We start from the raw sequence: 24,866 nt of genomic DNA, 5'->3' as shown, positions 1-24,866 counted from the left end.
GGCGGACCTCGGGCCCCTGACGGACCTCGCGAAGGCCCGTCTCCCGGAGTTTCACGGAGGGCGCGGGCGGATCCGTCCCGCCCTCCCCTCCGTCGAGGCCCCCACCGTCGCGCGCTGCTTCCTATGATTGATGGCACCATGCATGTGCCACGAGAAGCAGACGGGTCCCCTCCAGCCGCCACGGAGGACGCGTCAGACCCGGCGTGGGCGCTCATCCTCGGCGCCTCCTCCGGCACGGGCGCGGCCATCGCGAAGGCCGTCGCGCGCAGGCCAGGGCTCAACGTCTTCGGCGTGCACCGGGGCCGCTACCCGGACACCGCGCTCGAGCTGGAGGCCCGCGTGCGGGAGGCGGGCCGGGACGTGCACCTGCGGCAGGCGGACGCCTCCACCCCCGAGGCCGCCGAGTCCGGCGCGGACGCCCTGCTCGCGCGCGCGGGCCCCCGGAGCGTGAAGCTGTTCGTCCACGCCATCGCCGGCGCGTCCGTGGGGCACTTCCTCTCCGAGGGCCCGGACCGGCTGCACCCGCGCCGCGTGCAGCGCACGTTCGACTGCATGGCGCACTCGTTCGTGTACTGGGTGCAGGCGCTGGTGCGGCGCGACCTGCTGGCCCCGGACGCGCGCCTGCTGGGCCTGCAGAACCCGCTGGACGAAACGCACCTGGGCAACACCGGCCTCATCAGCGCCGCCAAGGCCGCGCTGGAGATGTACGTGCGCCATCTGGCGATGGAGCTGGGCCCGAAGGGCCACCGCGTCAACCTGCTCAAGTTCGGCACGGTGATGACGCCCGCCCTGCGCCACGTCTATTCGCCGGAGGCGCTGGCCCGGTTGGAGTCACGCCACGCGGCCATGCACCCCGCGGGGCGCATGGGCACGGTGGAGGAGGTGGCGCGCTTCGTCACCGTGCTCGTGGGCGATGACGCGGCCTGGTTCAACGGCGCCACCATCGACTTCTCCGGGGGCATGACGCTGCGGCTGCTGGACCTGCTGCTCAACCCGTGACGGCCGGCCCCGGAACGCGGAACGTGAGGCAATAGTAGAAGGGTGACACCTGCTCCTCGATGACGCCCTCCGCGTCCGGGGGCAGCAGCGCGCGCGGGCTCCTCGCCTCGCGCGTGTAGAACGTGAGGGCGCGGAAGGCGGCGCGCTGGAACAGCGACGGCCGGAAGTCCGCGTCCATCTGCTCATCCACCACCACCAGCGGCGTGCCGGGACGCGCCACGCGCGCCATCTCCCGCAGCGCCACCGCGGGCTGGTGGTAGCCGCCGATGCCGCCCACGTGGAAGACGCGGTCGAACGTGGCGTCCCGGAACGGCAGCGCGTGCGCGTCCGCCACCAGCAGCCGCGTGTCCTTCACGCCCCGGCCCCGGCGCAGCCGCTTCTCGCACTGGGCCAGCATGCCGGTGCTCAAGTCCATCCCCCACACCTCCACGGGAAGGCCCGGCGGCAGGGCCCCTCGGATGCGCGGCAGGTTCGCGCCCGCGCCCACGCCCACCTCCAGCACGCGCACCGGCTGCCCGTCCTCATGCCGCTTCAGCGAGCCCAGCTCCAGCCGGCGCATGTACCCGTCGCGCATCCGCGACTCGGAGACGGACTGGAACAGCGGCGTCAGCACCGCCGTCAGCGGGTCATGCAGCGAGGGCAGCCCGTCGTAGATGTGGCGCATCAGCCGGTCCGTGCCCCGCACGCGGTCCTCGCGGTAGAGCCGGGCGAGCCCGTCCTCCACCTCCCACGTCTCGCCGCAGCCGCCGCAGCGCAGGCGCCCCTCGTCCAGCCGGTCGTCCTCGCTCTGCCCGTGCCACACCAGCCGGCCCCGACAGTCCGGACACGCCAGCAGCCCCACGTCCTGCACACGCATCATCGCCTGCTCACCCCGCGGTGCCCTGTTCGGCCAGCGCCTGCGCCAGGTCCTCGCGCGCCTCCAGCCGGGTGAAGTCCTCCACCGCCCGCCGCAGCAGCTCCGCGCGCTCCGGGTCGCCATCGGGCAGGTGGCGGGCCCACTCCAGCCGCGCGCGCCCGGCCTCGTAGGGCGTCCGCCGCTTCTCGGACTCCACGATACAGCGCCTCCACGCGCGGAAGGCCTTGCGCTGCTTGCCCGCGAGCCACGCCTCGCAGCCGCGCCACAGCCACGCGGCGGGCTCGCCGAAGGGGAACACGCCGGCGAAGACCTCCAGGGCCTGGAGCGCGGCCCGAGCGCTGTGCGCGAGCGACTGCAAGCCCGGCCCCGGCATCTCGCGCGCCCACAGCGTGAGCAGCACCTCCGCCACCGCCGTCGCGCCGAAGTAGACGAAGTGCGCCACCGGCTTGCCCGCAGACAGCCGCACCAGCGCCTTCTCCGCCGCGGCGCGCGCGCCCACGCTGTCGCCTTCGCGCAGGCACAGCAGCGCCAGCGTGCCGTCCACGATGATGCGGTCGGTGACGCCGCCGTGCGCCTCCGTCCACGCGAGCGCCGGCTCCAGGGCCACGCGGGCCCGCGCGTGCTCGCCCAGCCGCAGCAGGATGTGCGCGCGGTAGTGCATGGCCCAGTGCTGCGTCTGCACCGCGCCCCGGCGCACCGCGGACGCCTCCAGCCAGTCCATCAGCGGCAGGCCCCGCGCGAACTGGCCCCGGTAGAGCACCGACACGGTGAGCAGCGCGCGGCACTCCTCCGCCAGCCGCAGGTCCCCCACCGAGTCCACGATGGCCGTCGCCCGCGCGAGCCAGGCCTCCACGTCGTCCCAGTGCCCCTGGTACACCGCGCACACCGCGTTGCGGTTGAGCACATAGGCCAGGTCCGCCGGGCGGCCCACCCGCTCCGCCACCTCCTGCGCCCGCTTCACCCACGCGTCCGCCACGCGGTGCAGCGGCACCGTCCCCGCCACCACCGCCATCACCGTGTAGCCGCGCGCCAGCTCCGGCGTGGGGCCCGCGGGCTCGCACAGGTTGAGCATGCGCAGGCCGCTCCAGAGCACCGGCAGCGCCTCCTGCGCGTAGATGAACGCGTCGGTGAGCCGCATCAGCAGCCGGCCCGCCACCCGCCGCGCCTCGCGGCGCCGCGCGGAGTCATCCACGTACGCGTCCGGCCGCGCGCTCTGCGCGACCCGGGACAGCACCTGCCCCAGCGTGCCCAGCACCCACGCCGCGCGCGTCGTCGGCACGCGCCAGCCGAAGTGCGCGAGCGCGGCCTCCGCGTGCACGCGGAAGGCCGCCAGGTCGCCCAGCTGGAAGCGCGCCTCCGCCAGCAGCGCCTCCAGGCCGCCCAGCTCCAGCGGCGTCGCGTCCGGGACGGCCGCCAGCGCCCGCGCGAGCAGCGGCAGCGCTTCCCGGCACGCGCCCACCGCCAGCGCCTCCTCGCCCGCGCGCCGCGCGTGCAGCGCCTCGCGGGCCACGTCCTGGGCCTGTCCCCAGTGGTACGACAGCGCCGCGGCGTGGCCCGTGGGGTGGGCCGCCTCCAGCGCCTCCGCCGCGCGCCGGTGGAGCGCGGGCCGGGACGCGGGCGGCAGGTCCTCCAGCAGCCGCTCGCGCAGCTTGTCGTGCGCGAAGCGCCAGCGCTCATCCGCCACGTCCAGCACCGCCGCCGCCGCGCAGTCGGTGAGCCACGCCTCCACGTCCACGTCCGGCGCGGCGCGCTGGAGCACCCCCAGGTCCAGCTCCCGGCCCAGGAGCGCCGCCAGGTCCAGCAGCCCCCGCGCCTCCCGGGGCACCTTCTCCAGCCGGCGCTGCACCAGGGCGCGCATGCCGCCCGCCCACACGCGCTGGGGCAGCGCGCGGGCCCCCAGCCGGTCCAGGCCGCCCGCGTCCTCCGCCAGCGCGCGCACCACCTCCACCAGCAGGAAGGGGTTGCCCTCCGATTCGCGGAGCAGCAGCTCCACCACGTCCGGCCTGCGGCCGACGGTGCCCAGCATGGACTCGCCCAGCAGCGCGATCTCCTCCGCGTCCAGGCGGGGCAGCCGCAGCACGCGGGCGCCAGGGAGCTGCCCCGGCAGCTGCGGGGACTCGTCGTCGCGGAAGCTCGCGAGCAGCAGCAGCCGCAGCCCCGGGGCCCGCGCCGCCAGCTGTCCCAGCAGCTGGAGGGACTCGGCGTGCGCCTGGTGCAGGTCCTCCAGGATGATCACCGTGGGCTGTGGCAGCCGGGAGAAGAGGTCCTCCACCGTCTGGTGCAGGCGCAGCTGCACCATCTCCGCGTCCACCTCCGGGGCGGCCGGCACCGCGTGGCCCAGCAGCGACTCCAGGTCCGGCACCAGGGGCCGGAGCACCCGCGCCTCGCGGTCGGACAGCTCCGTGAGCATGGGCAGCCAGCGCAGCACCGCGCGCCACTCCTGGTACGGCCCGCCGCCGGTGTCCACCGCCTGGCCGCGCAGCACCACCGCGCCGCGCACCAGCGCCAGCGCGCGCAGCTCGTCCAGCAGGCGCGACTTGCCCACGCCGCTCTCACCGCCGATGAGCCACGCGCCGCCCTGGCCGGAGAGCGCCTTGTCGAGCACGTCCGTCAGATGCTCGCGCTCCTTCACGCGGCCCACGAAGCGCGCGGACTGGAGGAAGCTCTCGCGCGTGGCGGCGGACTCGGCGGGCGGGGACTGGCCGGAGGCGTCGCACAGCGCGGCGATGACGGCCTCCGCGTCGCGCGGCCGGCGGTGGGCGTCGGGCGCCACCAGCCGCTCCAGCACGCCCTTGAGCGCGGGCGGGAAGCCCGGCGTCGCGAACACCTGACCGGCGTGAGGCAGGCGCCCGAAGAACATCTGGCACGCCATGGCGCCGAAGCCGAAGAGGTCGGTCTGCTCGGAAGGGGGTTGGTCCTCGAAGAGCTCCGGGGCCAGGTAGCCCGGCGTGCCCGCGGGGTGCGCGCGCCGACCCTGCTGGTCGCGTCCCACCGCGAGGCCGAAATCCAGCACCTTCACCTGCCCGCGCACCACCAGCACGTTCCCGGGCTTCAAGTCGCGGTGGATGATGCCGCGCCGGTGCAGGTACGCGAGCGCCTGGAGCGTCTGGATCAACAGCCCCACCTGGACCACCAGGGGCGCGTCCGCGCCGGCCTCCACCAACGTGCGCGCGTCCTCCAGCAGGTCCATGGCCAGGTAGGGCCGGCCCTCCACGTCGAAGCCGTAGTCCAGCACGCGGATGACGTGCGGGTGGCGCAGCGACACCAGCGTCTGGAACTCGTGGGCCAGCGACAGCGCCATGCCCTGGGTCGCGAAGGCGGAAGGGGTGCCCCGCCCGGGGCGCCGCGCCAGGTCCGCCACCGTCTTGTGCAGCCGCTTGAGGGCCACCGGGCCGGACAGGCCGTCCTGCGCGCGCCACACCGTGCCCGCGCCGCCTCGGCCCAGCAGGTCGAGGATGCGGTAGCGGCGCCCCACCACCTCCGGACTCATGCCCGGGGACGTGTCGGAGTCCTCCGGCAAATCCGCGCGGGGGGAAGTCTGGCAGGAAGGAGGGTGAGACATGAGGGGGGGCCGCCCTGCCCGTGAGGATATCTCCCCTTCCCGTGCGGGAGGGGATTGAATGTGACGAGGGCAGGCGAAGCAGTTGGCGCTTCGGACCCCGGGGGGGCGGCCCGGCGGGCAGGGCCCGGCAGGCCCCTCTCCCGTGGGGTGATGAAACACCCTGTTTCAACACACGGAGGAGGACATCGATGGCGGGCTACGACTTCGATTTGTTCACGCTGGGAGCGGGGTCTGGCGGCGTGGCGGCCAGCCGGCGCGCGGGGGCCTCCGGGGCGCGGGTGGCCATCTGCGAGGAGGGGCGCGTGGGTGGCACCTGTGTGCTGCGGGGGTGCGTGCCCAAGAAGCTGCTCGTGTACGCATCACACTTTCGCTACGAGCTGGAGGACGCGGCGGGCTACGGCTGGACGGTGAACGGGCCCGCGCTGGACTGGAAGCGGCTCCAGGCGGCGAAGGCGAAGGAGCTGGACCGGCTGACGGGCATCTACGGGCGGCTGCTGCGCGACGCGGGCGTGACGCTGGTGGAGGGCCGGGGCCGGGTGGTGGACGCGCACACGGTGGAGGTCGCGGGGAGGCGCTACACGGCGGAGCGCATCCTGGTGGCGACGGGCGGACGGCCCTACGTGCCGGAGGTGCCGGGCATCGAGCACGCCATCACGTCGGAGGAAGCCCTGGAGCTGCCGTCGCTGCCGCGCCGGGTGGCGGTGGTGGGGGGCGGCTACATCGGCGTGGAGTTCGCGGGCATCTTCGCGGCGCTGGGCGTGAAGGTGACGATGCTCATCCGCGGCGACACGGTGCTGCGCGGCTTCGACAATGACATCCGCGCGGCGCTGACGCAGGAGATGCGCAAGAAGGGCGTGGACATCCGGACGGAGACGTTCATCTCGGACATCGAGAAGCGCGGCGACGGCACGCTCAGCCTGATGACGCGCATGGGGGACACGCTGGAGGTGGACGCGGTGCTGTACTCCACCGGGCGGATCCCCAACACGCGGGGACTGGGCCTGGAAGAGGCGGGCGTGAAGCTGGACGCGCGGGGCGCGGTGGTGGTGGACGGGCAGTCGCGCTCATCGGTGGAGAGCATCTACGCGGTGGGGGACGTCACGGACCGGCTCAACCTCACGCCGGTGGCCATCGCGGAAGGCCGGGCGATGGTGGAGACGCTGTACCGGAACAACCCGGTGACGATGGACCACGAGAACGTGCCGTCCGCGGTGTTCAGCCAGCCCCCGGTGGGCACGGTGGGGCTCACGGAGCGCGAGGCCATGGAGCGCTACGGCAAGGTGGACGTCTACGTCTCCAGCTTCCGGCCGATGAAGCACACGCTCACCGGCCGCGATGAACGGTCGATGATGAAGGTGGTGGTGGAGCGCGGCACGGAGCGCGTGCTGGGCTTCCACATGGTGGGCGCGGACGCGCCGGAGATCATCCAGGGGCTCGCCGTCGCGCTGAAGTGCGGCGTGACGAAGAAGCAGCTCGACGCCACGGTGGGCATCCACCCCACGGCCGCGGAGGAGTTCGTCACCCTGCGCGACAAGCGCCCGGACCCGGCGGAGAGCGCCACGATGCTGGAGCTGGGGCGCGAGGTGGTGGCCACGCCTCCGGGGGATACACGGGAGTGAAGCGACTCCCGGGTGTGTCCCCTCGTTCCACGGTGGAGGGGCACACTGGGGGCACATGGCGACTCGCTGGGCGGGTCAGGCTTCCTCGTCAGGAAGGAGCGTCCGGAGCAGTTCGTCATCGGGACCGAGCGGTCGCCAGCCAGGTGGTGGTGGATGGGCGAGGAGTGCATCTCCGGCCCGCCTTACACGCTCTTCGTGCGTTTCTGGCGTGTAGGACGACCAACGACCGAGAGCCATGGCGACCTCGAAACGGTTTGCGTCGTCCATCACGACCGGCCAACCATCGGGGAGTCCCTCGGCCAGTTCACGCACGAGCACATCGCGGACGAAGCGTGTGACCTGCTTGCGCTGTTCCGCCTCTGCAAGCAATCCGCTCAACACCTGCACCGCCGCAACGTCATCTTTGCCAAGCGCGTCGGCTAACACGTACAGCGGAACGGCAGGGTGCGCCTCGGCAAAGGAGGTGAGTGAGTTGTAGCCACGCTCCCGGACCCTTTCGTAGAGACGTGCCCTGACGTTGCCCTGCCAAGCTTCTCCGCCGCTCATCGGCCTCGCCCGGGAGTGAAGTTCATTGGAACTCTATAATCCCGCATGTTTTTCGCGACGAGCCTCAGGATTTCGTTCCGCGTCAACATCCGACCAGTCCTAGCCTCCGCGTCGCGCAGGGCCTTCATGATCATCTGGTTCCACTCGCCGGGCCATGTGCGCCCCAGCTTCCAGTTTCCCCCGCCGTGGATCGCCTCGTGGTGAGCCTGCTCCAGCCGGACGCAGAACTGGTCGATGTCCATGTCGCCCTTGAAGCCGCGCTGCTCGAACCACTCGCGGTGCTCTTGCGGCAACACGTGGTGCTTGGGTGCGTCGGACATGCCCGCTCCTGCCCTGCCGGTCTCGTGCATGCCGCGCACTTCGGGGCTGTCTCCCAACGCGTCGCGCACGCCCTTGGGTAGGTCCTGATGCGCCTGGGCCATCATGACCTGTCCACCGTGAATGCGGACGGCCGCGCTGACGGCAGGAACGGAGATGACGCCCGCCTGCACGAGCCTTCGCATCATCTCCACCCACTCGGCGGAGACAACAATCCGCGAGCCCACCATGACTCCACCGGAAGTCATCACAAGGCCCACGCCGAGCGTCGCCGGAGCCGCAGGCGGCCCCCGTGGCAGTGACATCTTCAGCGTGGAGATCATGGCGACCATCTCCAACGCCTGCATCGCCGCGATGACCTGCCCGCCCAGCTTCATGGTCGAGCGAGTCTCTCGATGGAGCATGTCGAACTCACGGGTCAGCGACCCCATCAACTCGGGCATCGCGAGGGTCGCCGCTTCGACCCGCTCCGGGTCCAGCGAAGAGAGGTCCGCCAGCGTGGGCTCCATCATTCCCTGCACGCGATGAAGGTCGGCGAACAACTTCTCGACGCTGCACATCGGGCAGTTTCTGAAAATGGCGTCAGCGAGGTGGAGGAAATCGACCCAGGTGGCAAGCAGGAGGGTCCCGAACTGGGCCGCCTGGAGCTTCGGCCCTGTCATGCGCAGCAAGCCCAACTCCAGGTCCGTGTCACCGGCTTCCGAGGCCGCATCCGTCAACGCGGTGGCGCTCCCGAGCGCGTCACGAAGCCACGTCAACTGATTTGAGCCCTGGTCGAGGTATCGCGTGAAGACGCCGGTGAAGCCCCATCCCACGAGGGCTGGAGGACGGGACGCCAGTTTGGAGAGCGCGGCTTCGCTGCTGTCCATGGAGCCCCGCACCTCTCCGATGGCCGCGAGGACGGCTTGGCGTGTCAGGACGGCGCCCTGCCCCCCGCCCCCAACGGCTCCAACCCTGCTGCCGTCCCCAGCGCCTGTCGCGTCGTCGCGTGGCCCCTGGCGGCGCAGCAGCCGTTGGTACATCCCAGGTCCCGAAATGGAGGACGGTGGGGAGCGCAATGCGCGTGGAGGCTCATCCCCCGGAGCCTCCACCCACGCGGGCGCAGGAGCCCCACGCGGCGCATGGCTCAAGCTCCGGCCATGCCCGGGAGCCTGCGGCACGGAGGCGCATCCCGTGGCCAGCATCGCCACGGCCAGCAACAGGGCCTCAGCGCGCATTGTCCACCCCCAGGCCCACCGAGGCGAAAGCACCAGGCCGCAGCGTCCCTTCCAACAAGGGGAACAGCAGCCACAGCCATACCGCCCAACTTCGCGTCATTCGCATACGCGTCTCCTGTGAATGCCCCGACGAAGGGAGCAAAGGACACACGTCTGACGTTCACCTTGGCCCTGACCGGCTGCGTTGCTGCTCGTGGGTGAGAGAAAATGGAGGCCGGCCGTGTCGGGCCGACGGGTGCGGGGGTTCATGTCTCGGACAGACGATGCATTACGCCCACCCCGCACCTCCCCGCGCGACAAGCGCCCGGACCCGGCGGAGAGCGCCACGATGCTGGAGCTGGGGCGCGAGGTGGTGGCCACGCCTCCGGGGGATACACGGGAGTGAAGCGACTCCCGGGTGTGTCCCCTCGTTGAAGGACCTCCTCGCCGCGGGCATGAGGCCCTGCGAGAGCCTCATGCCCGCGGTGGTCCCTCAGAGCCGCTCGACGCTCGTCTTGAAGCCCATGGCCAGATAGGTGATCTGGTAGGACACGGACTCCTTCAGCGCCGCCTTGGCGGCGTCATCGAGCTTGGCTTTCCTGGCGGCCAGCGCCACCTGCTGGAGCACCTCGACCGCGTCATCGACGGACTTCTGAAGCTTCTTCAGGTGCGCCTGGAGCTCCGGAGCGGTCAGCCTGTCGATCTTGGCATCGGCCGCATCGCGGATGTGCTGGAACTCGGTGAAGGAGACGCGATTGTCCGAGTTGATTCGGTCAAGCTCCTTCTTCAGTTCGGCATGCTGGGTCGTGATGTTGAGGCTCATGGGGGTTCTCCTTGGGATCGGGCGATTCCGGGTGGATGCGGCGACACGGCCTGTTGCTGCGAACTCAAGACACGCTGTGTTGTCGAGGAGCACGGGCCGCGCTGGAGACCTAGCACTCGCCTCATGAGCGGGTGTTCGTGCGCTCGCGGGAAGTGCAGGCGGGCCAACGCTTCAGCGGGGAAGCGTTCACGGAGCGACCTTGAACCACCCTCGTGTCGCTACGACGCCGGCCCTGTCTCATGGCCTCGATGGGACCACGAGCAACACAATCCCTGGGCGCAAAGCCAATTGCTCGCAAATCACCCCACCCTGAACATGTGAACCCGGGCGCATCCAGCGCTCAATGGCGCCCATGCGGTGCCTTTCCAGAGACCGACAGACATGACCACGAAAGAGATTCTCATCAGCCTTCTCCTGACGATTCCGCTCGCGGCCCATGGCGCAGGGGACGAAACAACGAGCACCGTGAACACACCCAGCCCCACGGCCGAGGACCCACGGCTCATCGTCGAACACGAGGACGCCGTCCCAACCGACGGGACTCCAGAGGGCGGAGACTCGAGGCTCGGCGGGTCCGAAGACAGCCCGGCTTCCTTTGCCTCAATCTTCACGCTCCGCAGCTCCATGAACAACAAGTGCCTGGAGATCTACGCCTTCAACAACAACAACGGCGCCCGCTCCGGCATGTGGGACTGCTGGGGCGGCGCGAACCAGAAGTGGTACTGGAACGGCGAAGAGATCCGCAACACCATGAACAACAAGTGCCTTGAGGTGCTTTCATTCAACAACAACAACGGCGCCACGGTTGGCATGTGGGACTGCTGGGGCGGCGCGAACCAGAAGTGGTACCGGGACGGAAACCAGATTCGGAGCAGGTTCAACAACAAGTGCCTGGAGATCTACGCACTCAGCAATGACAACGGTGCCCGCGGCGCGGTCTGGGACTGCTGGGGTGGCGCCAACCAGCAATGGTACTTCGGCCCCTGACAGCCCCATCCGTGAGCACCCAGCCCGGAGATGGGCAACGCGGCTGAACACCGTCTCCGCCGCTCCGGATGTCCCGCCGGGATGAGGCTCACGCGCAGGCGCGTGCCCGGGCGAGCAGGTACTCCCGCTGCGGCGGCGTCCGGGCCAGCGCGGCGGCCTGCCGGAAACAGTCCGCCGCCCGGCTCCGCTCCCCCACCTGCTCCAACAGCGTGCCCTCCACGGCGAAGCGGTACGGATACCGCCGCAGCACCGCGTCCGTGCGCAGCGGCCCCAGCGCCTCCAGCGCCGCCGCCGGTCCCCGCACCCGCCCCAGCGCCACCACGCGCCCCAACGCGATGATGGGCGACGGCTTGAGCGCGAGCAGCGCGTCGTACAACCCGAGCAACCGCGCGCGGTCCTCCGGGCCCGGCACCGGCGCCTCCGCGTGCACCAGGGCGATCTCCGCCTCCAGGTGCAGCGGCGTCAGCGCCGGCCCCATGGACGCATGCAGGTGCCGCAGCCCCCGCGCAAGCAACAGGGGCGAAGCCTCCGTGCCCTCACGCGCCTCCTGCGGCACGAACGCGCCGTTCGCGTCCACGCGCCCCGGAAGCCGCGCGACGCGGAAGCAGAACAGCGCGGCCAGGGCATGGCCCTCCGGGGTCGCGGTCCCCGGGTGCGCGAGCAGCACCTCCACCAACCGCAGCGCCTCCACGCACAGCTCCGCGCGAGACAGGTCGTGGCCCTCGGAGGCCTCGTAGCCTTCGTTGAAGAGCAGGTAGAGCGCGGAGTGCACCGCGCCCAGCCGCTCCGGCAGCGCCTCCGGGGACGGCACCTCCAGCGTGGCGTGACAGGCCCGCAGCGTCCGCTTGGCACGCACCCACCGCTGCGCCACGGTGGGCTCGTCCGCGAGCAGCGCGGCGGCGGTCTCCCGCACGGAGAACCCACACGCCACCTTCAACGTGAGCGTCACCTGCATCTCGCGCGAGAGCGCCGGGTGACAGCACGCGAAGAGCAACCGCAGCGCGTCGTCCGGAAGCTCGGCCGCGTAGCGCGTGGCCTCCGGCTCGGGCCCCGCCGCATCCGGGGACGCGGCCTCCTCCGGGACTTCGGGCGCGCGCTGCCGCATCAGGTCCGTCAGCCGGTTCAGCGACACCCGGAGCAGCCACGCGCGCGGTTGCGCTGGAACGCCATGGAAGCTCCAGGTCCTCGCGGCCTGGAGCATGGCGAACTGGACCGCGTCCTCCGCCACGTCCAGCCGGCCCAGGCCCACGCGCCGGGCCAGGGCCGCGACGAGGCCCGCGGACCACTGGCGGAAGGCCAGCTCCAATGCATCCCGGGCCTGCGTCGTGGACGGCACGTCAGACCTCGTCGATGGCGCGCAGCTCGACTTCCCCGTGGCGCAGGTGGGGGCAGGTCCGGGCCAGGGCCACCGCGGCGTCGTACGACTCCGCCGACAGGATGAAGAAGCCGCCCACCACGTCCTTCACCTCCGCGTACGGTCCGTCCGACACCAGGAGCTGTCCGTCCTGCTGCTTCAGGCGCCGGCCGCCCTCGTCGCGCAGCTTCTCGCCCTGGAGCAGGCGGCCCTCCTGCTGGAGCCGCTGACTCCACTGGATGTACTCCTCCAGGATGGCCTGCAGCTCGGCGGGGGACATGGGGGCGAAGTGGGCGGGCGTCTCGTGCAACAGCATCAGGTAGCGAGCCATGGGGATGAACCTTTCGGGAAACATCAGGGGTTTCATCCAGAAAGACGGCCCACGTCGCGGAAGATCGACATGGCCTTGAAACACGGCGCCCGCCTCCTCACCGCTCGCTGCGCACATCCACGCCCTCCAGCTACGGGCAGGCGGGTTCACTCGGAGCGGAGCTCGCGACGGCGCTCCACCCCACGACGGGCGGCGGATGGGACCGCGCGACCGCGGCCGGGGGGCGAACCACGCGAGGGAGGAGGAAGACGCCCGGGCCCGCGCCTCCAACCCACCGGGATACTCGCTGACGGCCGGGCCGGGCGCTGACGTCCGCTGTCCGCTTTCTCGCGGGGTGGTGGGAAGCGCTGGGCAAGCGGCGGTGCGGTGTGCTCAAGAGGCGTGCGGGGGCTTCGCGGGTCGAAGCCCGGGAGGCATCGCCATGAGCAGTGCAGCTCCTCGTCATCTCTTCGTCGCGGGCGCCACGGGCGCCACCGGCCGCACGCTGATGCGACAGGCCCTGGCACAGGGCGTATCCGTGACCCCGCACGTGCGCCCCAAGAGCGCGAACACGGAGCCCGCGAGCAGTTGGCCGAAGAAGGCCGTGCTGGAACTGGCGGACGCCCCCGCGCTGGCGGAGGCGATGCGCGGCAGCACGACGGTGCTCCAGCTCATCGGCACGATGCGCAAGCGCTTCGCGGCCGGGGACACGTACGAGACGAGCGACATCGGCACCACGCGCCAGCTGGTGGACGCGGCGAAGGCCGCGGGCGTGGACCACTTCGTGCTGCTCACGTCGGTGGGCGCGGGCAGTCCGGTGGGCGCGTACCTCAAGGCCAAGGCGGAGGCGGAGCGCATCGTCCGCGAGAGCGGCCTCGCCTACACGATGGTGCGCCCGCCCGCGCTGGAGGGCGAATACCACGCGCCTCCCGGCGTCCTGCACGCGCTGGGCAAGCTGCCCCTGCTGCTCAACCTCAAGCCCATGCACCTGGATCAACTGGCCGCCGTGCTGCTGCGCGTCTCCGAGCGGCGCGAGCCGCTCAACGCGGTGCTGGAAGGCAAGAACCTGTGGGCGGAGGTGGCGGCGGCGGGCCGGTAGTCAGCCCACCCGGGAGCGCATCACTCCTTCACCGCCCCGGCCGTGAGCCCGGACACGATGCGCCGCTGGAACAGCACCGTGAGCACCACCAGCGGCAGCGTCGCCACCACCGACGCCGCGGCGATCTCCCCCCACGGCTCCTTGTACTCGCTGGCGAAGAGGCTGATGGCCACCGGCACCGTGCGCTTCTCCGGCGTGGACAGGAACGTCAGCGCGTAGAGGAACTCGTTCCACGCGAAGATGAAGACCAGGATGGCCGTCGTCGCCAGCCCGGGCGCCGCCAGCGGCAACAGCACCCGGCGGAACGCGCCCACCGGCGTGCACCCATCCACCCGCGCCGCGCGATACAGCTCGTCCGGCAGCTGGCGGAAGAACGACGTCAGCACCCACAGCGTCAACGGCAGCGCGAACGTCGTGTACGGCAGCGCCAGCCCCACCAGGCTGTCCCGCAGCCCCACCGCGCTGAGGATGAGGTACAGCGGGCTCACCGTCGCGATGGGCGGAAACATCGACACGCCCAGCGCCGCGGACAGCAGTAGCCCGCGCCCCCGGAACTCCAGCTTCGCCAGCGCGAACGCCGCGGACGCGCCCACCGTGAGGCAGAACACCGTCGTCAACGTCGCCACCACCAGCGAGTTCAACACCGCCCACAGGAACGGCCGCCCGAACAACACGCTCTGGTAGTTCGCACCCGTCAGGTGCGAAGGCCACGGCCGCGTCAGCTCTCCATCCGGCCACAGGCTCGTCAGCACCTGCCACAGGAACGGGCCCAGGAAGAACGTGAGGAACGCCACCACGGCCAGCGCCGTGCCCAACCCCGGCCGCTTCATTCCCGCGCCTCCTCGCGCCCCAGCCACTTCAGCCACACCGCCGCCAGCAGCACCACGCCCAGGAACGTCGCCACCGCCAGCGTGCTGCCGTACCCGAAGTCGCCTGAGCGCATCAGCGTCTTGTACGCGTAGATGCTCAGCGTCTCCGTCGTGTTCGCCGGCCCGCCCTCCGTCAGCACGTAGATGGCGTCGAACACGCGGAACGCATCCAGCGACCGGAACAGCACCGCCAGCAGCAGCGCGGGCTTGAGCAGCGGCAGCGTGATGGAGCGGAACTGGCGCCACGGCGACGCCCCGTCCACGCGCGCCGCCTTGTAGAGGTCCTCCGGAATGCCTTGCAGCCCGGCCAGCACCAGCAGCGCCACGAAGGGCGTCGTCTTCCACACGTCCACCAGGATGGCCGCGTGCAGCGCATACCCCGGCGCCCCCAGCCAGTTGATCTCCGCGCCCCCCAACAGCCGGTTGATGAGCCCGGAGTCCGGGTTGAACATCCACGCCCACAGCCGCGCGCTCACCACCGTGGGGATCGCCCACGGCACCAGCACCGACGCGCGCAAGAGCCCCCGCCCCGGGAACGCGCGGTTGAGCAGCACCGCCAGCGGCACCGCGAGCAACAGCTCCACCGCCACCGCCACCGCCGTGAAGTACACCGTGTTTCCCAGCGCGGACCCGAAGCGCGCGTCTCCCAGCAGGTAGGCGTAGTTCGCCAGCCCCGTGAAGCGCCGCTCGCCAAACACCAGGATGAAGCGGTGCAGGCTGAGCCACACCGCCGCCAGCACCGGGTACAGCGCCACCACCGCCAGCACCACCACCGACGGCATCACCAGCAGGTACGCCTGCCGCCGCTCTCTCGCCTGCGAACCCGAGCCCCTCACCGCGCCTCCTCGGGCTGCTCTCCGGTCAGGTGATCCACCTGCTTCTGCGCGCGCGCCAGCGACTCCTCCGGCGTGCGCAGGCCCGCGACGGCGGCGGAGAACTCGCTCTGGAGCACGTCCGCGATGAGCAGGTAATACGGCGTCACCGGCCGGGGCCGCGCCCGCACCAGCGCGTCCTTCAGGCTGGCGATGAACGGCTCCTCCGCGCGCAGCACCGGGTCGTCATACAGCGCCAGCCGTGGCGGGTTGCGCGCGTAGTGCAGCGCCAGCACGCGGTTCGCCTCCGGCGACGTCAGGTGCGCGATGAGGCGAGCGGCGGCCTTGCGGCGCAAGGGCGACACGTGCGCGTTCACCGCCAGCTGCCACCCGCCCAGCGTCCCCCACCCCGGCTGTCCATCCTTCGTCGGCAGCGGCGCGATGCCCACCTTGCCCCGGATGAGCGAGCCCTCCGCCTGCGCCTCGCGCCACGCATAGGGCCAGTTGCGCATGAACACCGCCCGGCCCTCCTGGAACACGCGCCGCGCCTCCTCCTCGCCGAACCCCGTCACCGTCGGCGGTGACAGCCCGTCCGCGATGAGGCCATGCAGGTACGCCAGCGCCTCGCGCGCCGGCTCCGTCTCCAGGAGCACGCGCCCATCCGGCCCCAGCGACTGCCCGCCGTGTCCCCACAGCGCCTCGTACACGTTGCACGTCAGGCCCTCGTACTGCCGGCCCTGCCACACATAGCCCTGGAGGCCGGGGGTCTTCGCCATCGCGTCGCGAGTGAAGCGCCGCAGCTCCTCGTAGGTGCGCGGCGCGCGCGGCACCAGGTCCGTGCGGTAGTAGAGGACGCCCACGTCCACGAACCAGGGCACCGCGTACGTGCGGCCGTCCATCACCACCGCGTCCACGGGGCCGGGCAGGAACTCCTCCCGCAGGCGCGCGGGGGGAAAGTCCTCCGTCAGGTCCGCCACCCAGCCCGCGCGAGCGAACTCCGGAACCCAGACGACATCCGCCACCAGCACGTCGAAGTCCGTGGCCCCGCCCTGCAACGACGTGAGGAAGAACTGGTGCGCCAGGTCCGACGCGTTGGGCAGCGCCTCCGTCACCAGCTCCACGTCCGGGTTGGCCTGCTCGTACCGCGCCAGCAGCTCACGGAACGGCTTCGGGTCGCCCCACAGCGGCTGGAACTTGAAGACGATGCGCGTGCGGCCCCCGGTGCCCGGCGCCTCGGACGAACGCCGGCACCCTCCCGCGGCGAGGCCCAGCGCGACGAGGACGACGAGGAGGCGACCCATGCGCCGGGATGACTCCAGCGCGCGGGGCGACCGTCAACGGCAAGCCCCGCGCCCGGTCATCCAGGCGACATGCCCGGCACGGACAGCGCCGTCGCCGGTGCGAACAGCCGCCGCGCCGTGGCGCCCACCGCGAGGCACGCGAGCGCATCCACCGCGCCCCCCACCAGCCCGCCGGCCAGCGGCACTCCCTTCGACAGGTTCACGATGCCCTTGCGCGAAGCCTTGCTCACCAGCCGGAAGCCCACCGCGCGGTTGATGCTGCCCAGCGCATGCGCCGGCACCGCCTCCAGCGCGCGCAGGCCCAGTTGATGGCCCACCTCGACGCCGGCCTTCTTCACCACTTCCTTGCCGAGGTCGCCCACGATGGCCAGCAGCGTGAGCGTCCGCACGCGGTCCTCCTCCACGTCGTGTCCATGGATGCGCGCGATGGCGCCCACCAGCCGCGCCTGCACCGCCCACGACACGCCCAGTCCCGCGGGCAGCGCCACCGGCAGCGTCAGCATGCCGCCCAGCCCGGACAGGAAGCCCGTGGTGAACAGCTTCCCCGTCTCCCAGTGGATGAGCGAATCGATGCGCGCCTCATGGTTCGCGTAGCGCGGATCCCGCAGGTACTCGTCCGCCAGCTCCGTCGCGCCGCACAGCGGCCCCAGGCCCTCGAAGCCCGCGCTCAAGACGGCGTTGATGACCTCCAGCGGCTTCGACATGCGGCATCCCTTCACGATGAGGCCCGTCCCGCATCCTACCCGGTGCCCCGCTCACACCGGAGGCACCCCAGGCGCCTGCCCACCCTCCAGACAGGCGCACGCAATCCCTCGCGAGCCTGCGTCAGCCCGCCCGCCAGGGCCATCCCTCCCCAGAGGGATGGTCAGAGCCGCGCGCGGACAGGAAGCATGGACTCCTTGCCTCACCTCCGCCGCCAATCCCAGACACCTTGAAAGGAGCACGGGATGTACGAGTACCACGTGGATGCCTTTGTCCCGCCCGCCGCCGGCTGCAACGCCACGGACTCCGGCTGGAACCCCAAGCGCTGCGGTGACTTCGCGAAGTTCCTCAACGGCTACGCCGGCCAGGGGTGGAAGCTCCACTCCAGCGAGTACCGCACCGTGACGGCGAGCAAGGGCTGCGGAACCACGACCGGCTCCTGGCTGGTCTGCGTCTTCGAGCGGATGAAGCAGGGATGAGCCCGCCGCCCGAGGAGGGCCATCCCTACTCCGCCCTGGCGCTGTTTCCCGCGGAGGCCCGCGAAGCCCAGCCCGCTCCAGCCCCCCAGCCCGCGCGCCTTCCCTGGTGGCTCAATCCGCCGTGCCTCCTCGTGGTAGCGCTCATCCTGCTGTACCGCCACGCGGTGCCCCATCGCTGGAAGCGCGAGTGCATCTACGCGCCCACGTGTTCGATGTACGGGCTCCAGTCCCTCCAACGGTACGGCCTGCTACGAGGAGGACTTCGCGCCTGGGCCCGCATCCGACGCTGCGACGACGTGCGGTTCCTCGGGGGGACGGACCTGCCCTGAAGCACGCCAGGCCGCCGTCTCCCGCGAGGGCACGCGGGGCAGGCGCACGGTGAACACCGTCCCCTCCTCCGCCGACGACCGCGCGTCCACCGTCCCGCCGTGGGCCAGCACCAGCTGCCGCACGATGTAGAGCCCCAGCCCGATGCTGCGCTCGGAGCGGCCCACCCGCGTCCCGCGCTGGAGCGGCTCGAAGATGCGCGGCAGCAGCTCCGGCGCGATGGGCTCTCCTCCGTTCACCACGCGCACGACGAGGGCATCCGTCTCTCCGCGGCTCTCCACGCGCACGGGCGTGTCCTCCGGGCTGTACTTCAGCGCGTTGCCCAGGATGTTGGAGAGCACCTGCGCCATCCGGTCCGAATCCCACGCGCCCTGGCCGTCCCCGGTCTGCTCCACCAGCACGGTGCGCTCCGGGTGCGTCGTCCGCGCCTCCTCCGCCACCTGCGACGTGAGCGCGTGGAAGTCACACGGCTCCGCCTCCACCGGGATGCCGCCGCCCATGCGCGCCTGGGTGAAGTCCAGCAGGTCGCGGATCATCCGCGTCGCCCGCTCCGCCGCGGACAGGATGCGCGCCGCCGCCTTCGCGTGCCACGGCTGGATGTCCTCCCGCCGCAGCATCAGCGAAGCTCCCGTGAGGATGGCGGCCAGCGGGTTGCGCAGGTCGTGGCTCACGATGCCAATGAGCTGCTGTTCGAACTCCACCCGCGCCTGCGCCTCGTGCACCAGCCGCTGCCGCTCCTCTTCCGCCTGCCGCCGCTCGGTGATGTCGCGCATCGCGCCCACGATGCGCCGCGCCCCTCCGCTCGCCCCGCGCACGATGCAGCCCTGCGCCGCCACGTACGCGTACGACGCGTCCTTGCGCAGCACCCGGTACTCGTCCTGCCACCGGTCGTCGTCGGAGTCGAACGCGCGCTGGAGCCCCGCCAGCACCCGCTCGCGGTCCTCCACGTGGATGTGCCGGCGCCACCACGCGGCGTCCGCGGCCACCTCTTCCAGGGGGAAGCCGAAGACCTCCTCCGTCGCGTCGCCAATCCAGTGCATCGCGTCCGTCTGGAGGTCCCAATCCCAGATGGCGTCGAAGCTGGCGTGCGCCACCAACTGGTAGCGCTCCTCGGAGCGGCGCAGCGCCTCCTCCGTGCGCTTGCGCAGCCGCACCCCTTCCGCCTCGCGCAGCGCCCGCCGCACGCTGGGCCCCAGCCGCTCCAGCCGGTCCTTGAGCACGTAGTCGGTGGCGCCGCGCTTGAGCAGCTCGATGGCGCGGTCCTCCCCCAGCGCCCCGGACACGAAGAGGAACGGCGTGTCCGGACACACCGCCTGCGCCGCTTCCAGCGCGCTCATCCCGTCGAAGCCCGGCACGTTGTAGTCCGACAGGATGAGGTCGAACTTCCCCTTCGCCAGCGCGGCGGTGAAGGCCGCGCGGCCCGGCACGCACTCCAGCGTCGAGGGCAGCCCGCCCTCCTCCAACTGCGCGGCCACCAACTGCGCGTCCAGCGCGCTGTCCTCCAGGAGCAGGATGGACAACGGCCGGCCGGCAGCGGGGGCCGGGGTCAGGTCCAGCGCGGCACCGCCGCGTGCGCTCACTTGGGCCCCCCGACACCGGGCGCGCCCGGCGGCGGCTGGTTCACCACCGCCCAGAAGAGCCCCAGCTCGCGCAGCGCGGACACGAAGTCCGGGAAGGCCACCGGCTTCACCACGTAGGCGTTCACGCCCAGGCCGTAGCTGCGCGCCAGGTCCCGCTCCTCGCGCGACGAGGTGAGCATCACCACGGGTACGGCCTTCAGCTCCGGAGCACCCTTCACCTTCTCCAGCACCTCCAGCCCATCCACCTTCGGCAGCTTCAAGTCCAGCAGCACCACCGCCGGGTGGCCGTCCTTCCGGCCCGCGAACTCGCCCTTGCGGAAGAGGTAGTCCAGCGCCTGCTGACCGTCGCGGACCACCACCACCTCGTTGGCCAGATTCACCTCCTCCAACGCCGCCAGCGTGAGCGCCACGTCGTTGGCGCTGTCTTCCACCAGGAGGATTCTCTTGAGCTCGATCACGCGCGGTCTTCCTGCTTCTCCAGCGGAGAAGTCCGGGGCAGGGTGAAGGTGAAGGTCGCGCCCTGCCCCACGGCGCCCTCCGCCCAGGTCCGTCCACCGTGGCGCGACACGATGCGCCGCACGTTCGCGAGCCCGATGCCGGTGCCCTCGAACTCCTCGGCCATGTGCAGCCGCTGGAAGACGCCAAACAACTTGTCCACGTACTGCATCTCGAAGCCCACGCCGTTGTCGCGCACCCACACCGCGACCTCGGTCTCCGTCTCTCGCCCGCCCACTTCGATGAGGGCCTCCGGCTTCGGCCGCGTGTACTTCAACGCGTTGGACAGCAGGTTGTGGATGACCTGCCGCAAGAGGGCCGGGTCGCCCTCCACCGAGGGAAGGGGGGCCACCCGCCACTCCACCTGCCGGCCCGTGGACTCCGGCAGCAGGTCCTTGCGCACTTCGTCCACCAGCGGCCCCAGGTCCACCCGCGTCTGGCGCAGCTCCGCCCGGCCCATGCGGCTGAACGCGAGCAGGTCGTCCACCAGCGTGCCGCCCTGCTTCGCCGCGCCCGCGATGGTGGACAGGTAGCCCCGCGACACGTCATCCAGCTTCGCCGCCGCCCGGCGGTCCAGCAGCTGCGCGAAGCCCGTGATGTGTCGCAGCGGCGCGCGCAGGTCGTGCGACACGGAGTAGCTGAAGGACTCCAGCTCCTTGTTCGCCTCCTGGAGCTGGGCGGTGCGCTCGCGCACGCGCTTCTCCAGCCCCGTGTTGAGGCGGCGGATCTCCTCCTCCGCCTGCTTGAGGCTCTCCAGCGTCCGGCGCTCGTCGTCGATGTCCGTGTTGGTGCCGAACCAGCGCACGATGCGGCCCTCCGCGTCGCGCACCGGCATCGCGCGGGACAGGAACCAGCGGAAGGTGCCGTCCGCGCGGCGCATGCGGAACTGGTCCTCCCACAGCCGGCCCTCGCTCAAGGCCGCCTTGAAGTGGGCCACCACCCGGTCCACGTCCTCCGGGTCATGCACCGACGTCCAGCCCCAGCCCTGCATCTGCTCCAGCGAGGAGCCCGTGTAGTCGTACCAGCGTTGGTTGAACCAGAAGATGCTGCCGTCCGGCTCCGTCATCCAGGCCAGCTGCGGGATGGAGTCCGCCAGCGTGCGGAACTGCTGCTCGCGCTCCCGCAGCTCCGCGGCCAGCGCCTCGATGCGCCGCCGCGCCAGCACCTGCTCCGTCACCTCCCACGACACGGACACGATGCCCTCCACCTGCCCCTCCGCGTTGAGCAGCGGCTGGAAGGTGAGGTTGAAGTAGCCCTCGGGCGCGTCCTGCCCCACCTCGCGGCTCAGGCGCATGGGCACCTCGTGGCCCCGGTAGGTCTCTCCGGTGCGGAACACCCGCTCCAGCTGCTCGACCTGCCCCTGGTCCTTCAACTCCGGCAGGGCCTGGCGCACGGTCAGCCCCACCAGCGGCCTGGAGCCGGTGAGCTTCTGGCGCAGGTCGTTGACCATCTCGAAGATCAGCTCCGGGCCTCGCAGCACGGTGATGGCGGCGGGCAGCTGCTTGAGCACCGCGAACAGGTTGCGCCGCTCCGCTTGAAGCGTCTCGTACAGGCGCGCGTTCTCCAGCGCCACGCTGGCCATCTGCGCCAGCTGCACGGCGACCGTCTCATCCTCCGCGTCGAAGTCGCCCTCCACCTTGTCGGACACCTGCACGAGCCCCAGGTTGCGGCCGTCGTGCCCGACCAACGGCACCGCGAGGAAGCCCTTCAGCGGCAGCGCGGGTGAGGGCGCGGGGATCGCCTGCGCGTACGACGCGTGCTGCCGCAGCTCGTCGCGCGTCAGCCGCAGCGGCCGGTTCTCCTGGCACACGCGGGCGAACAGGCCCCGCTCGTCCACCTCCGTCGCCGCGCCCGGCTCCACCGAGGACAGCGCGGTGAGCGGCGGGCCCGCCTCGCGTCCCTCCACCAGCCGCACCGAGGACTGGTTCGCGCCAATCAGCTTGCGCGCCTTGAGCGTGACCAGGTCCAGGATGGCTTGCACGCCACCGGCCGCGTTGAGCGCCAGACTCGCGCGCGACAGGCCGCGCAGCTGCTCGGTGCGGCGCAGCTCGCCCGCCATCAACCGGGCCCGCTCCGCGTCGGCGCGCTTGCGCGCGGTGATGTCCTGCACGGTGCCCACGAAGCGCACCGGCCGGCCCTCCTCGAAGAGCGTCCGGCCCGTGGCGCGCACCCAGCGCTCCACGCCGTCCTTCAGCCCCACGGTGCGGTACGCGACGTCGTAGTCGCCCCGGCCGGTGGGGTCCCAGCTCAGCGCCACGGCGCGCTGCACGGCGTCGCGGTCCTCCGGGTGCAGGCCCGCGAGGAAGAGCTCATAGGACGCCTCCGCCTCCGGGGGCAGACCGAACAACGCCTTGCAGCGCGCGTCCCACCGGAGCGTGCCATTCACGGTGTCCATGTCGAAGGTGCCCAGCGAGGTGGCCGTCAGCGCCAGGCGCAAGCGCTGCTCGCTGTCCGCCAGCGCGGCCTGCTGCCGGCGCAGGTCCTGGGTCAGCGCCTCCGTGCGGCGTCGCGCGCGCACGAACTCCGTCACGTCGGTGGCCAGGGTGATGATGCCGGCCGCGGTGCCATCCAACTCCACCAGCGGGTGGTAGATGACGTTGAAGAAGACGGAGTCCGGATGGCCGTCGCGCTCCAGCTGGACCTCGAACTCCGGCCGAGAGAAGGGCTGCCGCGTGCGCACCACCTCGCGCAGCACCTCCATGATCTCCGGCTGCGAGTCCATCTCCGGAAACACCTCCCTCAGCGCCTGCCCCGGCCGCACCTTCCGGCCCACCAGCAGCTCGTAGTGGGGGTTGGCCAGCTCGAAGACGAAGTCCGGCCCGCGCACGATGGAGATGCCCACCGGGGCCTGCATGAAGAACGCATGCAGCCGCTCGCGGTGCATGGCCTCCATCGCGTCCCGCTCGCGCTCGCGCAGGGCCTCCTCGCGCTGCTGCACGGCCTCGCGCGCCAGGTGCAGCTCCACGAACATCGACACCTTGGCCAGGAGGATCTCGGGCCGCAGCGGCTTGCGCAGGTAGTCCACCGCGCCGTGCGCGTACGCGGCCAGCCACTCCTTCTCGTCCCCGTCACCCGCGGTCATCAGGAGTACCGGCGTGCGCCGGTTGCGCTCACGCTCGCGCAGCAGGCCCAGCACCTCCACGCCCGTCATGTCGCCCAGGTTCATGTCCATCAGGACAGCGGCGAAGTCCTCGTCCAGCACCCGCCGCAACGCTTCCCGGCCGGACGCGGCCCGCACCAGCCGCTGCCCCAGCTGCGCGAGAATGCCCTCCAGCGCCAACAGGTGCCCGGGGGTGTCGTCGACGATGAGGATGCTGGCCCGAGGTGAGGACCTGAGGAGGGACGCGGCGGAGGACATGGTGGAGGCTCGGGGAGCGGGACGCCTTTCCTTTAGGCTGCTTGCAGGCACGTGGGGGGAGGACGGGCCCGGCTTCGGTGCGTCCCCGTTGACGGCAGGACACCCCTTCAGGCCGCAACCTGCCTTCCCCCTCTCACCAATGCCAGCGGAACCCCGCGATACGCCCCCGTCACCGCCTCCCCGTCTGCCCGGGGACGCGCCAGGGAGGCGCCCGCCAGGAGACGAGGATGTTTCATGTTTCAGGCCGCCGGTCTCATGGCGACGGCAGGCGGCGCAGGGACGCCCTGGGGAAGGGCACCCAGAAGGGCGTCGTCACGGAGTCCCCGCCCAGCGGGAACCAGGGGCCGTCCTTCCCCGAAAGGACGTGGAAGTCCTGCGCGGGCGTGAACCCCTGGCCCATCAACGCCACCCGCTCCCCCTTCGCGTTGGTGGCCACGTCCAACACGAGCACCGTGTGGCCGGGACTGCCGCCCAGGACGAAGAAGTCCCCGGGGCGCGGCTCCCCCGTGACGCGCGCGCCCTCCGCCTGGAGGGACAGGGTGCCCGCGTAGGTGAAGAGCAGGTCCAGGTAGTTCCGGAAGGCCGCGCGCGACGCATCGGCCGCGGCGCTGCCCGGCACCCACGTCACCTTCGCGCCAGAGACGCGCGCCCGCTCACCCGCCGAGTAGCGGGGCCACGCCGCCAGATGGCCGCTGGTGAAGTGGTAGGCGATGCGCTCCGGGTGACCGGAGGCCCAGCGCCATTCGGCATGGAGGCGCAGGATGGAGTCCGCGCACTGCTGGAGGTTGACGCCGCCCACGTCCAGCTCCGCGACCGCCGCGAGCCGAGCGTCGGAGGCGGCCAGCACCGTGCCGCCCTGGTAGTCGCGCACGGGGGTGCCCTCGGGCCGCAGGGGCAGGCCGCGCAGCCATGCGCCGAAGGAGCCGGCCTCCACGGGCACGCGCGCGTAGCCCTCCGGAGGCGCGAAGGTCTCCTCCAGCGCACGCACCCGCGCGGTGGCGGGGAGCCACGGATAGCGCGTCCGCTCCTCGGCCGTGGGGGCGTGGGGCTGGACCGTCGCCCGGCCGGCCGCTTCGCAGCTCGCGAGGGGCAGCGCGACAGAAGCCACGGTGGCCAGCACGAGGAACGCGCGCAGGTGTCGCGGGGGGCGGTGGGTTCCCAACGCATTCACGGGGACGAACTCCTGGGACGGTGGGGGCCGGGAGGAGTCCCGGGCCTCCCGCGTGGGACACCGCACGGCCGCCGGCGGGTTCCGGGCGGATGCGGATTCAGGG

Annotated in this window: 22 protein-coding genes; 7 read left to right on the top strand and 15 right to left on the bottom strand. The window is 71.7% G+C overall.

Features of this window, described 5'->3' with window-relative positions; translation table 11 throughout:
* Nucleotides 1–138 precede the first annotated feature (138 nt).
* Nucleotides 139–999, top strand: coding sequence for an SDR family NAD(P)-dependent oxidoreductase (locus FOF48_RS18065; RefSeq protein ID WP_143903331.1), 861 nt, complete (start codon nucleotides 139–141; stop codon nucleotides 997–999).
* Here FOF48_RS18065 and FOF48_RS18060 read toward each other — a convergent pair.
* Nucleotides 989–1,858, bottom strand: coding sequence for a methyltransferase domain-containing protein (locus tag FOF48_RS18060; RefSeq protein ID WP_186001963.1), 870 nt, complete (start codon nucleotides 1,856–1,858; stop codon nucleotides 989–991). The two genes, FOF48_RS18065 and FOF48_RS18060, sit on opposite strands and share 11 nt — an antisense overlap.
* Nucleotides 1,859–1,865: 7 nt before the next feature.
* Nucleotides 1,866–5,345, bottom strand: coding sequence for a serine/threonine-protein kinase (locus FOF48_RS18055; protein ID WP_255442327.1), 3,480 nt, complete (start codon nucleotides 5,343–5,345; stop codon nucleotides 1,866–1,868).
* Nucleotides 5,346–5,605: 260 nt separating this feature from the next.
* Here FOF48_RS18055 and gor point away from each other — a divergent pair, with 260 nt between their 5' ends.
* Nucleotides 5,606–7,036, top strand: coding sequence for a glutathione-disulfide reductase (gor, locus tag FOF48_RS18050; protein ID WP_143903327.1), 1,431 nt, complete (start codon nucleotides 5,606–5,608; stop codon nucleotides 7,034–7,036).
* 75 nt (nucleotides 7,037–7,111) lie between these two features.
* Here the strand turns inward: gor and FOF48_RS18045 are convergent, their stop codons facing one another.
* Nucleotides 7,112–7,582: an NUDIX hydrolase gene (locus FOF48_RS18045; protein WP_143903325.1), complete on the bottom strand. Its 471-nt coding sequence runs from the start codon at nucleotides 7,580–7,582 to the stop codon at nucleotides 7,112–7,114.
* A complete protein-coding gene (locus tag FOF48_RS18040) occupies nucleotides 7,579–8,769 on the bottom strand; it encodes a DUF2380 domain-containing protein (protein ID WP_370456593.1) in 1,191 nt (396 codons plus the stop codon). Before FOF48_RS18040 ends, FOF48_RS18045 begins: the two co-directional genes overlap by 4 nt.
* A 595-nt stretch (nucleotides 8,770–9,364) precedes the next feature.
* On the opposite strand from FOF48_RS18040, the gene FOF48_RS36490 reads away from it, so the two are divergent.
* On the top strand, nucleotides 9,365–9,502 hold the full coding sequence (locus FOF48_RS36490; protein ID WP_161667115.1) for a hypothetical protein: 138 nt from the start codon (nucleotides 9,365–9,367) through the stop codon (nucleotides 9,500–9,502).
* An 87-nt stretch (nucleotides 9,503–9,589) separates the two neighbouring features.
* Here the strand turns inward: FOF48_RS36490 and FOF48_RS18035 are convergent, their stop codons facing one another.
* Nucleotides 9,590–9,919, bottom strand: coding sequence for a hypothetical protein (locus FOF48_RS18035; protein WP_143903321.1), 330 nt, complete (start codon nucleotides 9,917–9,919; stop codon nucleotides 9,590–9,592).
* Nucleotides 9,920–10,300: 381 nt separating this feature from the next.
* Here FOF48_RS18035 and FOF48_RS18030 point away from each other — a divergent pair, with 381 nt between their 5' ends.
* The gene (locus FOF48_RS18030) at nucleotides 10,301–10,906 is read left to right on the top strand and encodes an RICIN domain-containing protein (protein WP_143903319.1); all 606 of its coding nucleotides are present in this window, start codon (nucleotides 10,301–10,303) and stop codon (nucleotides 10,904–10,906) included.
* Nucleotides 10,907–10,994: 88 nt separating this feature from the next.
* Here the strand turns inward: FOF48_RS18030 and FOF48_RS37550 are convergent, their stop codons facing one another.
* Entirely contained in the window at nucleotides 10,995–12,242 is a 1,248-nt protein-coding gene (locus FOF48_RS37550; RefSeq protein ID WP_143903317.1) for an RNA polymerase sigma factor, read from the bottom strand.
* A 1-nt stretch (nucleotide 12,243) separates the two neighbouring features.
* Nucleotides 12,244–12,615, bottom strand: a complete 372-nt coding sequence (locus FOF48_RS18020; protein WP_235686126.1) for a YciI family protein — start codon at nucleotides 12,613–12,615, stop codon at nucleotides 12,244–12,246.
* Between the two features lie 397 nt (nucleotides 12,616–13,012).
* Between FOF48_RS18020 and FOF48_RS18015 the strand changes: the two genes are divergently transcribed.
* Nucleotides 13,013–13,669, top strand: coding sequence for an NAD(P)-binding oxidoreductase (locus FOF48_RS18015; RefSeq protein WP_143903315.1), 657 nt, complete (start codon nucleotides 13,013–13,015; stop codon nucleotides 13,667–13,669).
* A 20-nt stretch (nucleotides 13,670–13,689) separates the two neighbouring features.
* Here the strand turns inward: FOF48_RS18015 and FOF48_RS18010 are convergent, their stop codons facing one another.
* The 4 genes from FOF48_RS18010 to FOF48_RS17995 are packed head-to-tail and all read right to left on the bottom strand — an operon-like array spanning nucleotide 13,690 to nucleotide 17,355.
* The gene (locus FOF48_RS18010) at nucleotides 13,690–14,499 is read right to left on the bottom strand and encodes a carbohydrate ABC transporter permease (protein ID WP_143903313.1); all 810 of its coding nucleotides are present in this window, start codon (nucleotides 14,497–14,499) and stop codon (nucleotides 13,690–13,692) included.
* The gene (locus tag FOF48_RS18005) at nucleotides 14,496–15,320 is read right to left on the bottom strand and encodes a carbohydrate ABC transporter permease (protein WP_201756730.1); all 825 of its coding nucleotides are present in this window, start codon (nucleotides 15,318–15,320) and stop codon (nucleotides 14,496–14,498) included. Before FOF48_RS18005 ends, FOF48_RS18010 begins: the two co-directional genes overlap by 4 nt.
* Before the next feature lie 50 nt (nucleotides 15,321–15,370).
* Entirely contained in the window at nucleotides 15,371–16,651 is a 1,281-nt protein-coding gene (locus tag FOF48_RS18000; RefSeq protein WP_143903309.1) for an ABC transporter substrate-binding protein, read from the bottom strand.
* A gap of 56 nt (nucleotides 16,652–16,707) precedes the next feature.
* Nucleotides 16,708–17,355, bottom strand: coding sequence for an EcsC family protein (locus FOF48_RS17995; RefSeq protein ID WP_143903307.1), 648 nt, complete (start codon nucleotides 17,353–17,355; stop codon nucleotides 16,708–16,710).
* Nucleotides 17,356–17,598: 243 nt separating this feature from the next.
* Here FOF48_RS17995 and FOF48_RS17990 point away from each other — a divergent pair, with 243 nt between their 5' ends.
* Together FOF48_RS17990 and yidD are read left to right on the top strand one after the other, a co-directional pair.
* Nucleotides 17,599–17,832: a DUF4177 domain-containing protein gene (locus FOF48_RS17990; protein ID WP_143903305.1), complete on the top strand. Its 234-nt coding sequence runs from the start codon at nucleotides 17,599–17,601 to the stop codon at nucleotides 17,830–17,832.
* A complete protein-coding gene (gene yidD / locus FOF48_RS17985; RefSeq protein ID WP_143903303.1) occupies nucleotides 17,829–18,161 on the top strand; it encodes a membrane protein insertion efficiency factor YidD in 333 nt (110 codons plus the stop codon). Before FOF48_RS17990 ends, yidD begins: the two co-directional genes overlap by 4 nt.
* On the opposite strand, the gene FOF48_RS17980 is transcribed toward yidD, so the two are convergent.
* The 4 genes from FOF48_RS17980 to FOF48_RS17965 all read right to left on the bottom strand — a co-directional run bounded on the left by FOF48_RS17980 (nucleotide 18,081) and on the right by FOF48_RS17965 (nucleotide 24,763).
* The gene (locus FOF48_RS17980; protein WP_255442326.1) at nucleotides 18,081–19,739 is read right to left on the bottom strand and encodes an ATP-binding protein; all 1,659 of its coding nucleotides are present in this window, start codon (nucleotides 19,737–19,739) and stop codon (nucleotides 18,081–18,083) included. The genes yidD and FOF48_RS17980 overlap by 81 nt on opposite strands.
* The gene (locus FOF48_RS17975) at nucleotides 19,736–20,197 is read right to left on the bottom strand and encodes a response regulator (RefSeq protein WP_143903301.1); all 462 of its coding nucleotides are present in this window, start codon (nucleotides 20,195–20,197) and stop codon (nucleotides 19,736–19,738) included. Before FOF48_RS17975 ends, FOF48_RS17980 begins: the two co-directional genes overlap by 4 nt.
* Nucleotides 20,194–23,592 (bottom strand): PAS domain-containing protein, encoded by a 3,399-nt coding sequence (locus tag FOF48_RS17970; protein WP_143903299.1) that lies wholly within the window; start codon nucleotides 23,590–23,592, stop codon nucleotides 20,194–20,196. Before FOF48_RS17970 ends, FOF48_RS17975 begins: the two co-directional genes overlap by 4 nt.
* 253 nt (nucleotides 23,593–23,845) lie before the next feature.
* Complete coding sequence (locus tag FOF48_RS17965; protein WP_370456592.1) at nucleotides 23,846–24,763, bottom strand: DUF4846 domain-containing protein; 918 nt, start codon at nucleotides 24,761–24,763, stop codon at nucleotides 23,846–23,848.
* Nucleotides 24,764–24,866: the final 103 nt, after the last annotated feature.

The sequence above is a fragment of the Corallococcus sp. Z5C101001 genome (assembly GCF_007352635.1).
GTDB lineage: Bacteria > Myxococcota > Myxococcia > Myxococcales > Myxococcaceae > Corallococcus > Corallococcus silvisoli.
Note: the sequence above shows the minus strand (reverse complement) of the source record. Positions and strands in the feature narration are given on the sequence as shown.

Excerpts from the sequence above, each read along its gene's own strand:
- yidD (WP_143903303.1), top strand. The coding sequence starts at position 17,829 with ATGAGCCCGCCGCCCGAGGAGGGCCATCCCTACTCCGCCCTGGCGCTG.
- FOF48_RS18035 (WP_143903321.1), bottom strand. The coding sequence starts at position 9,919 with ATGAGCCTCAACATCACGACCCAGCATGCCGAACTGAAGAAGGAGCTT.
- FOF48_RS17970 (WP_143903299.1), bottom strand. The coding sequence starts at position 23,592 with ATGTCCTCCGCCGCGTCCCTCCTCAGGTCCTCACCTCGGGCCAGCATC.
- FOF48_RS18010 (WP_143903313.1), bottom strand. The coding sequence starts at position 14,499 with ATGAAGCGGCCGGGGTTGGGCACGGCGCTGGCCGTGGTGGCGTTCCTC.
- FOF48_RS18065 (WP_143903331.1), top strand. The coding sequence starts at position 139 with ATGCATGTGCCACGAGAAGCAGACGGGTCCCCTCCAGCCGCCACGGAG.
- FOF48_RS17990 (WP_143903305.1), top strand. The coding sequence starts at position 17,599 with ATGTACGAGTACCACGTGGATGCCTTTGTCCCGCCCGCCGCCGGCTGC.
- FOF48_RS18055 (WP_255442327.1), bottom strand. The coding sequence starts at position 5,345 with ATGAGTCCGGAGGTGGTGGGGCGCCGCTACCGCATCCTCGACCTGCTG.
- FOF48_RS18000 (WP_143903309.1), bottom strand. The coding sequence starts at position 16,651 with ATGGGTCGCCTCCTCGTCGTCCTCGTCGCGCTGGGCCTCGCCGCGGGA.
- FOF48_RS18020 (WP_235686126.1), bottom strand. The coding sequence starts at position 12,615 with ATGTTTCCCGAAAGGTTCATCCCCATGGCTCGCTACCTGATGCTGTTG.
- gor (WP_143903327.1), top strand. The coding sequence starts at position 5,606 with ATGGCGGGCTACGACTTCGATTTGTTCACGCTGGGAGCGGGGTCTGGC.
- FOF48_RS18045 (WP_143903325.1), bottom strand. The coding sequence starts at position 7,582 with ATGAGCGGCGGAGAAGCTTGGCAGGGCAACGTCAGGGCACGTCTCTAC.
- FOF48_RS18030 (WP_143903319.1), top strand. The coding sequence starts at position 10,301 with ATGACCACGAAAGAGATTCTCATCAGCCTTCTCCTGACGATTCCGCTC.
- FOF48_RS18005 (WP_201756730.1), bottom strand. The coding sequence starts at position 15,320 with ATGCCGTCGGTGGTGGTGCTGGCGGTGGTGGCGCTGTACCCGGTGCTG.
- FOF48_RS36490 (WP_161667115.1), top strand. The coding sequence starts at position 9,365 with ATGTCTCGGACAGACGATGCATTACGCCCACCCCGCACCTCCCCGCGC.
- FOF48_RS17995 (WP_143903307.1), bottom strand. The coding sequence starts at position 17,355 with ATGTCGAAGCCGCTGGAGGTCATCAACGCCGTCTTGAGCGCGGGCTTC.
- FOF48_RS18040 (WP_370456593.1), bottom strand. The coding sequence starts at position 8,769 with ATGGACAGCAGCGAAGCCGCGCTCTCCAAACTGGCGTCCCGTCCTCCA.
- FOF48_RS18015 (WP_143903315.1), top strand. The coding sequence starts at position 13,013 with ATGAGCAGTGCAGCTCCTCGTCATCTCTTCGTCGCGGGCGCCACGGGC.
- FOF48_RS18060 (WP_186001963.1), bottom strand. The coding sequence starts at position 1,858 with ATGATGCGTGTGCAGGACGTGGGGCTGCTGGCGTGTCCGGACTGTCGG.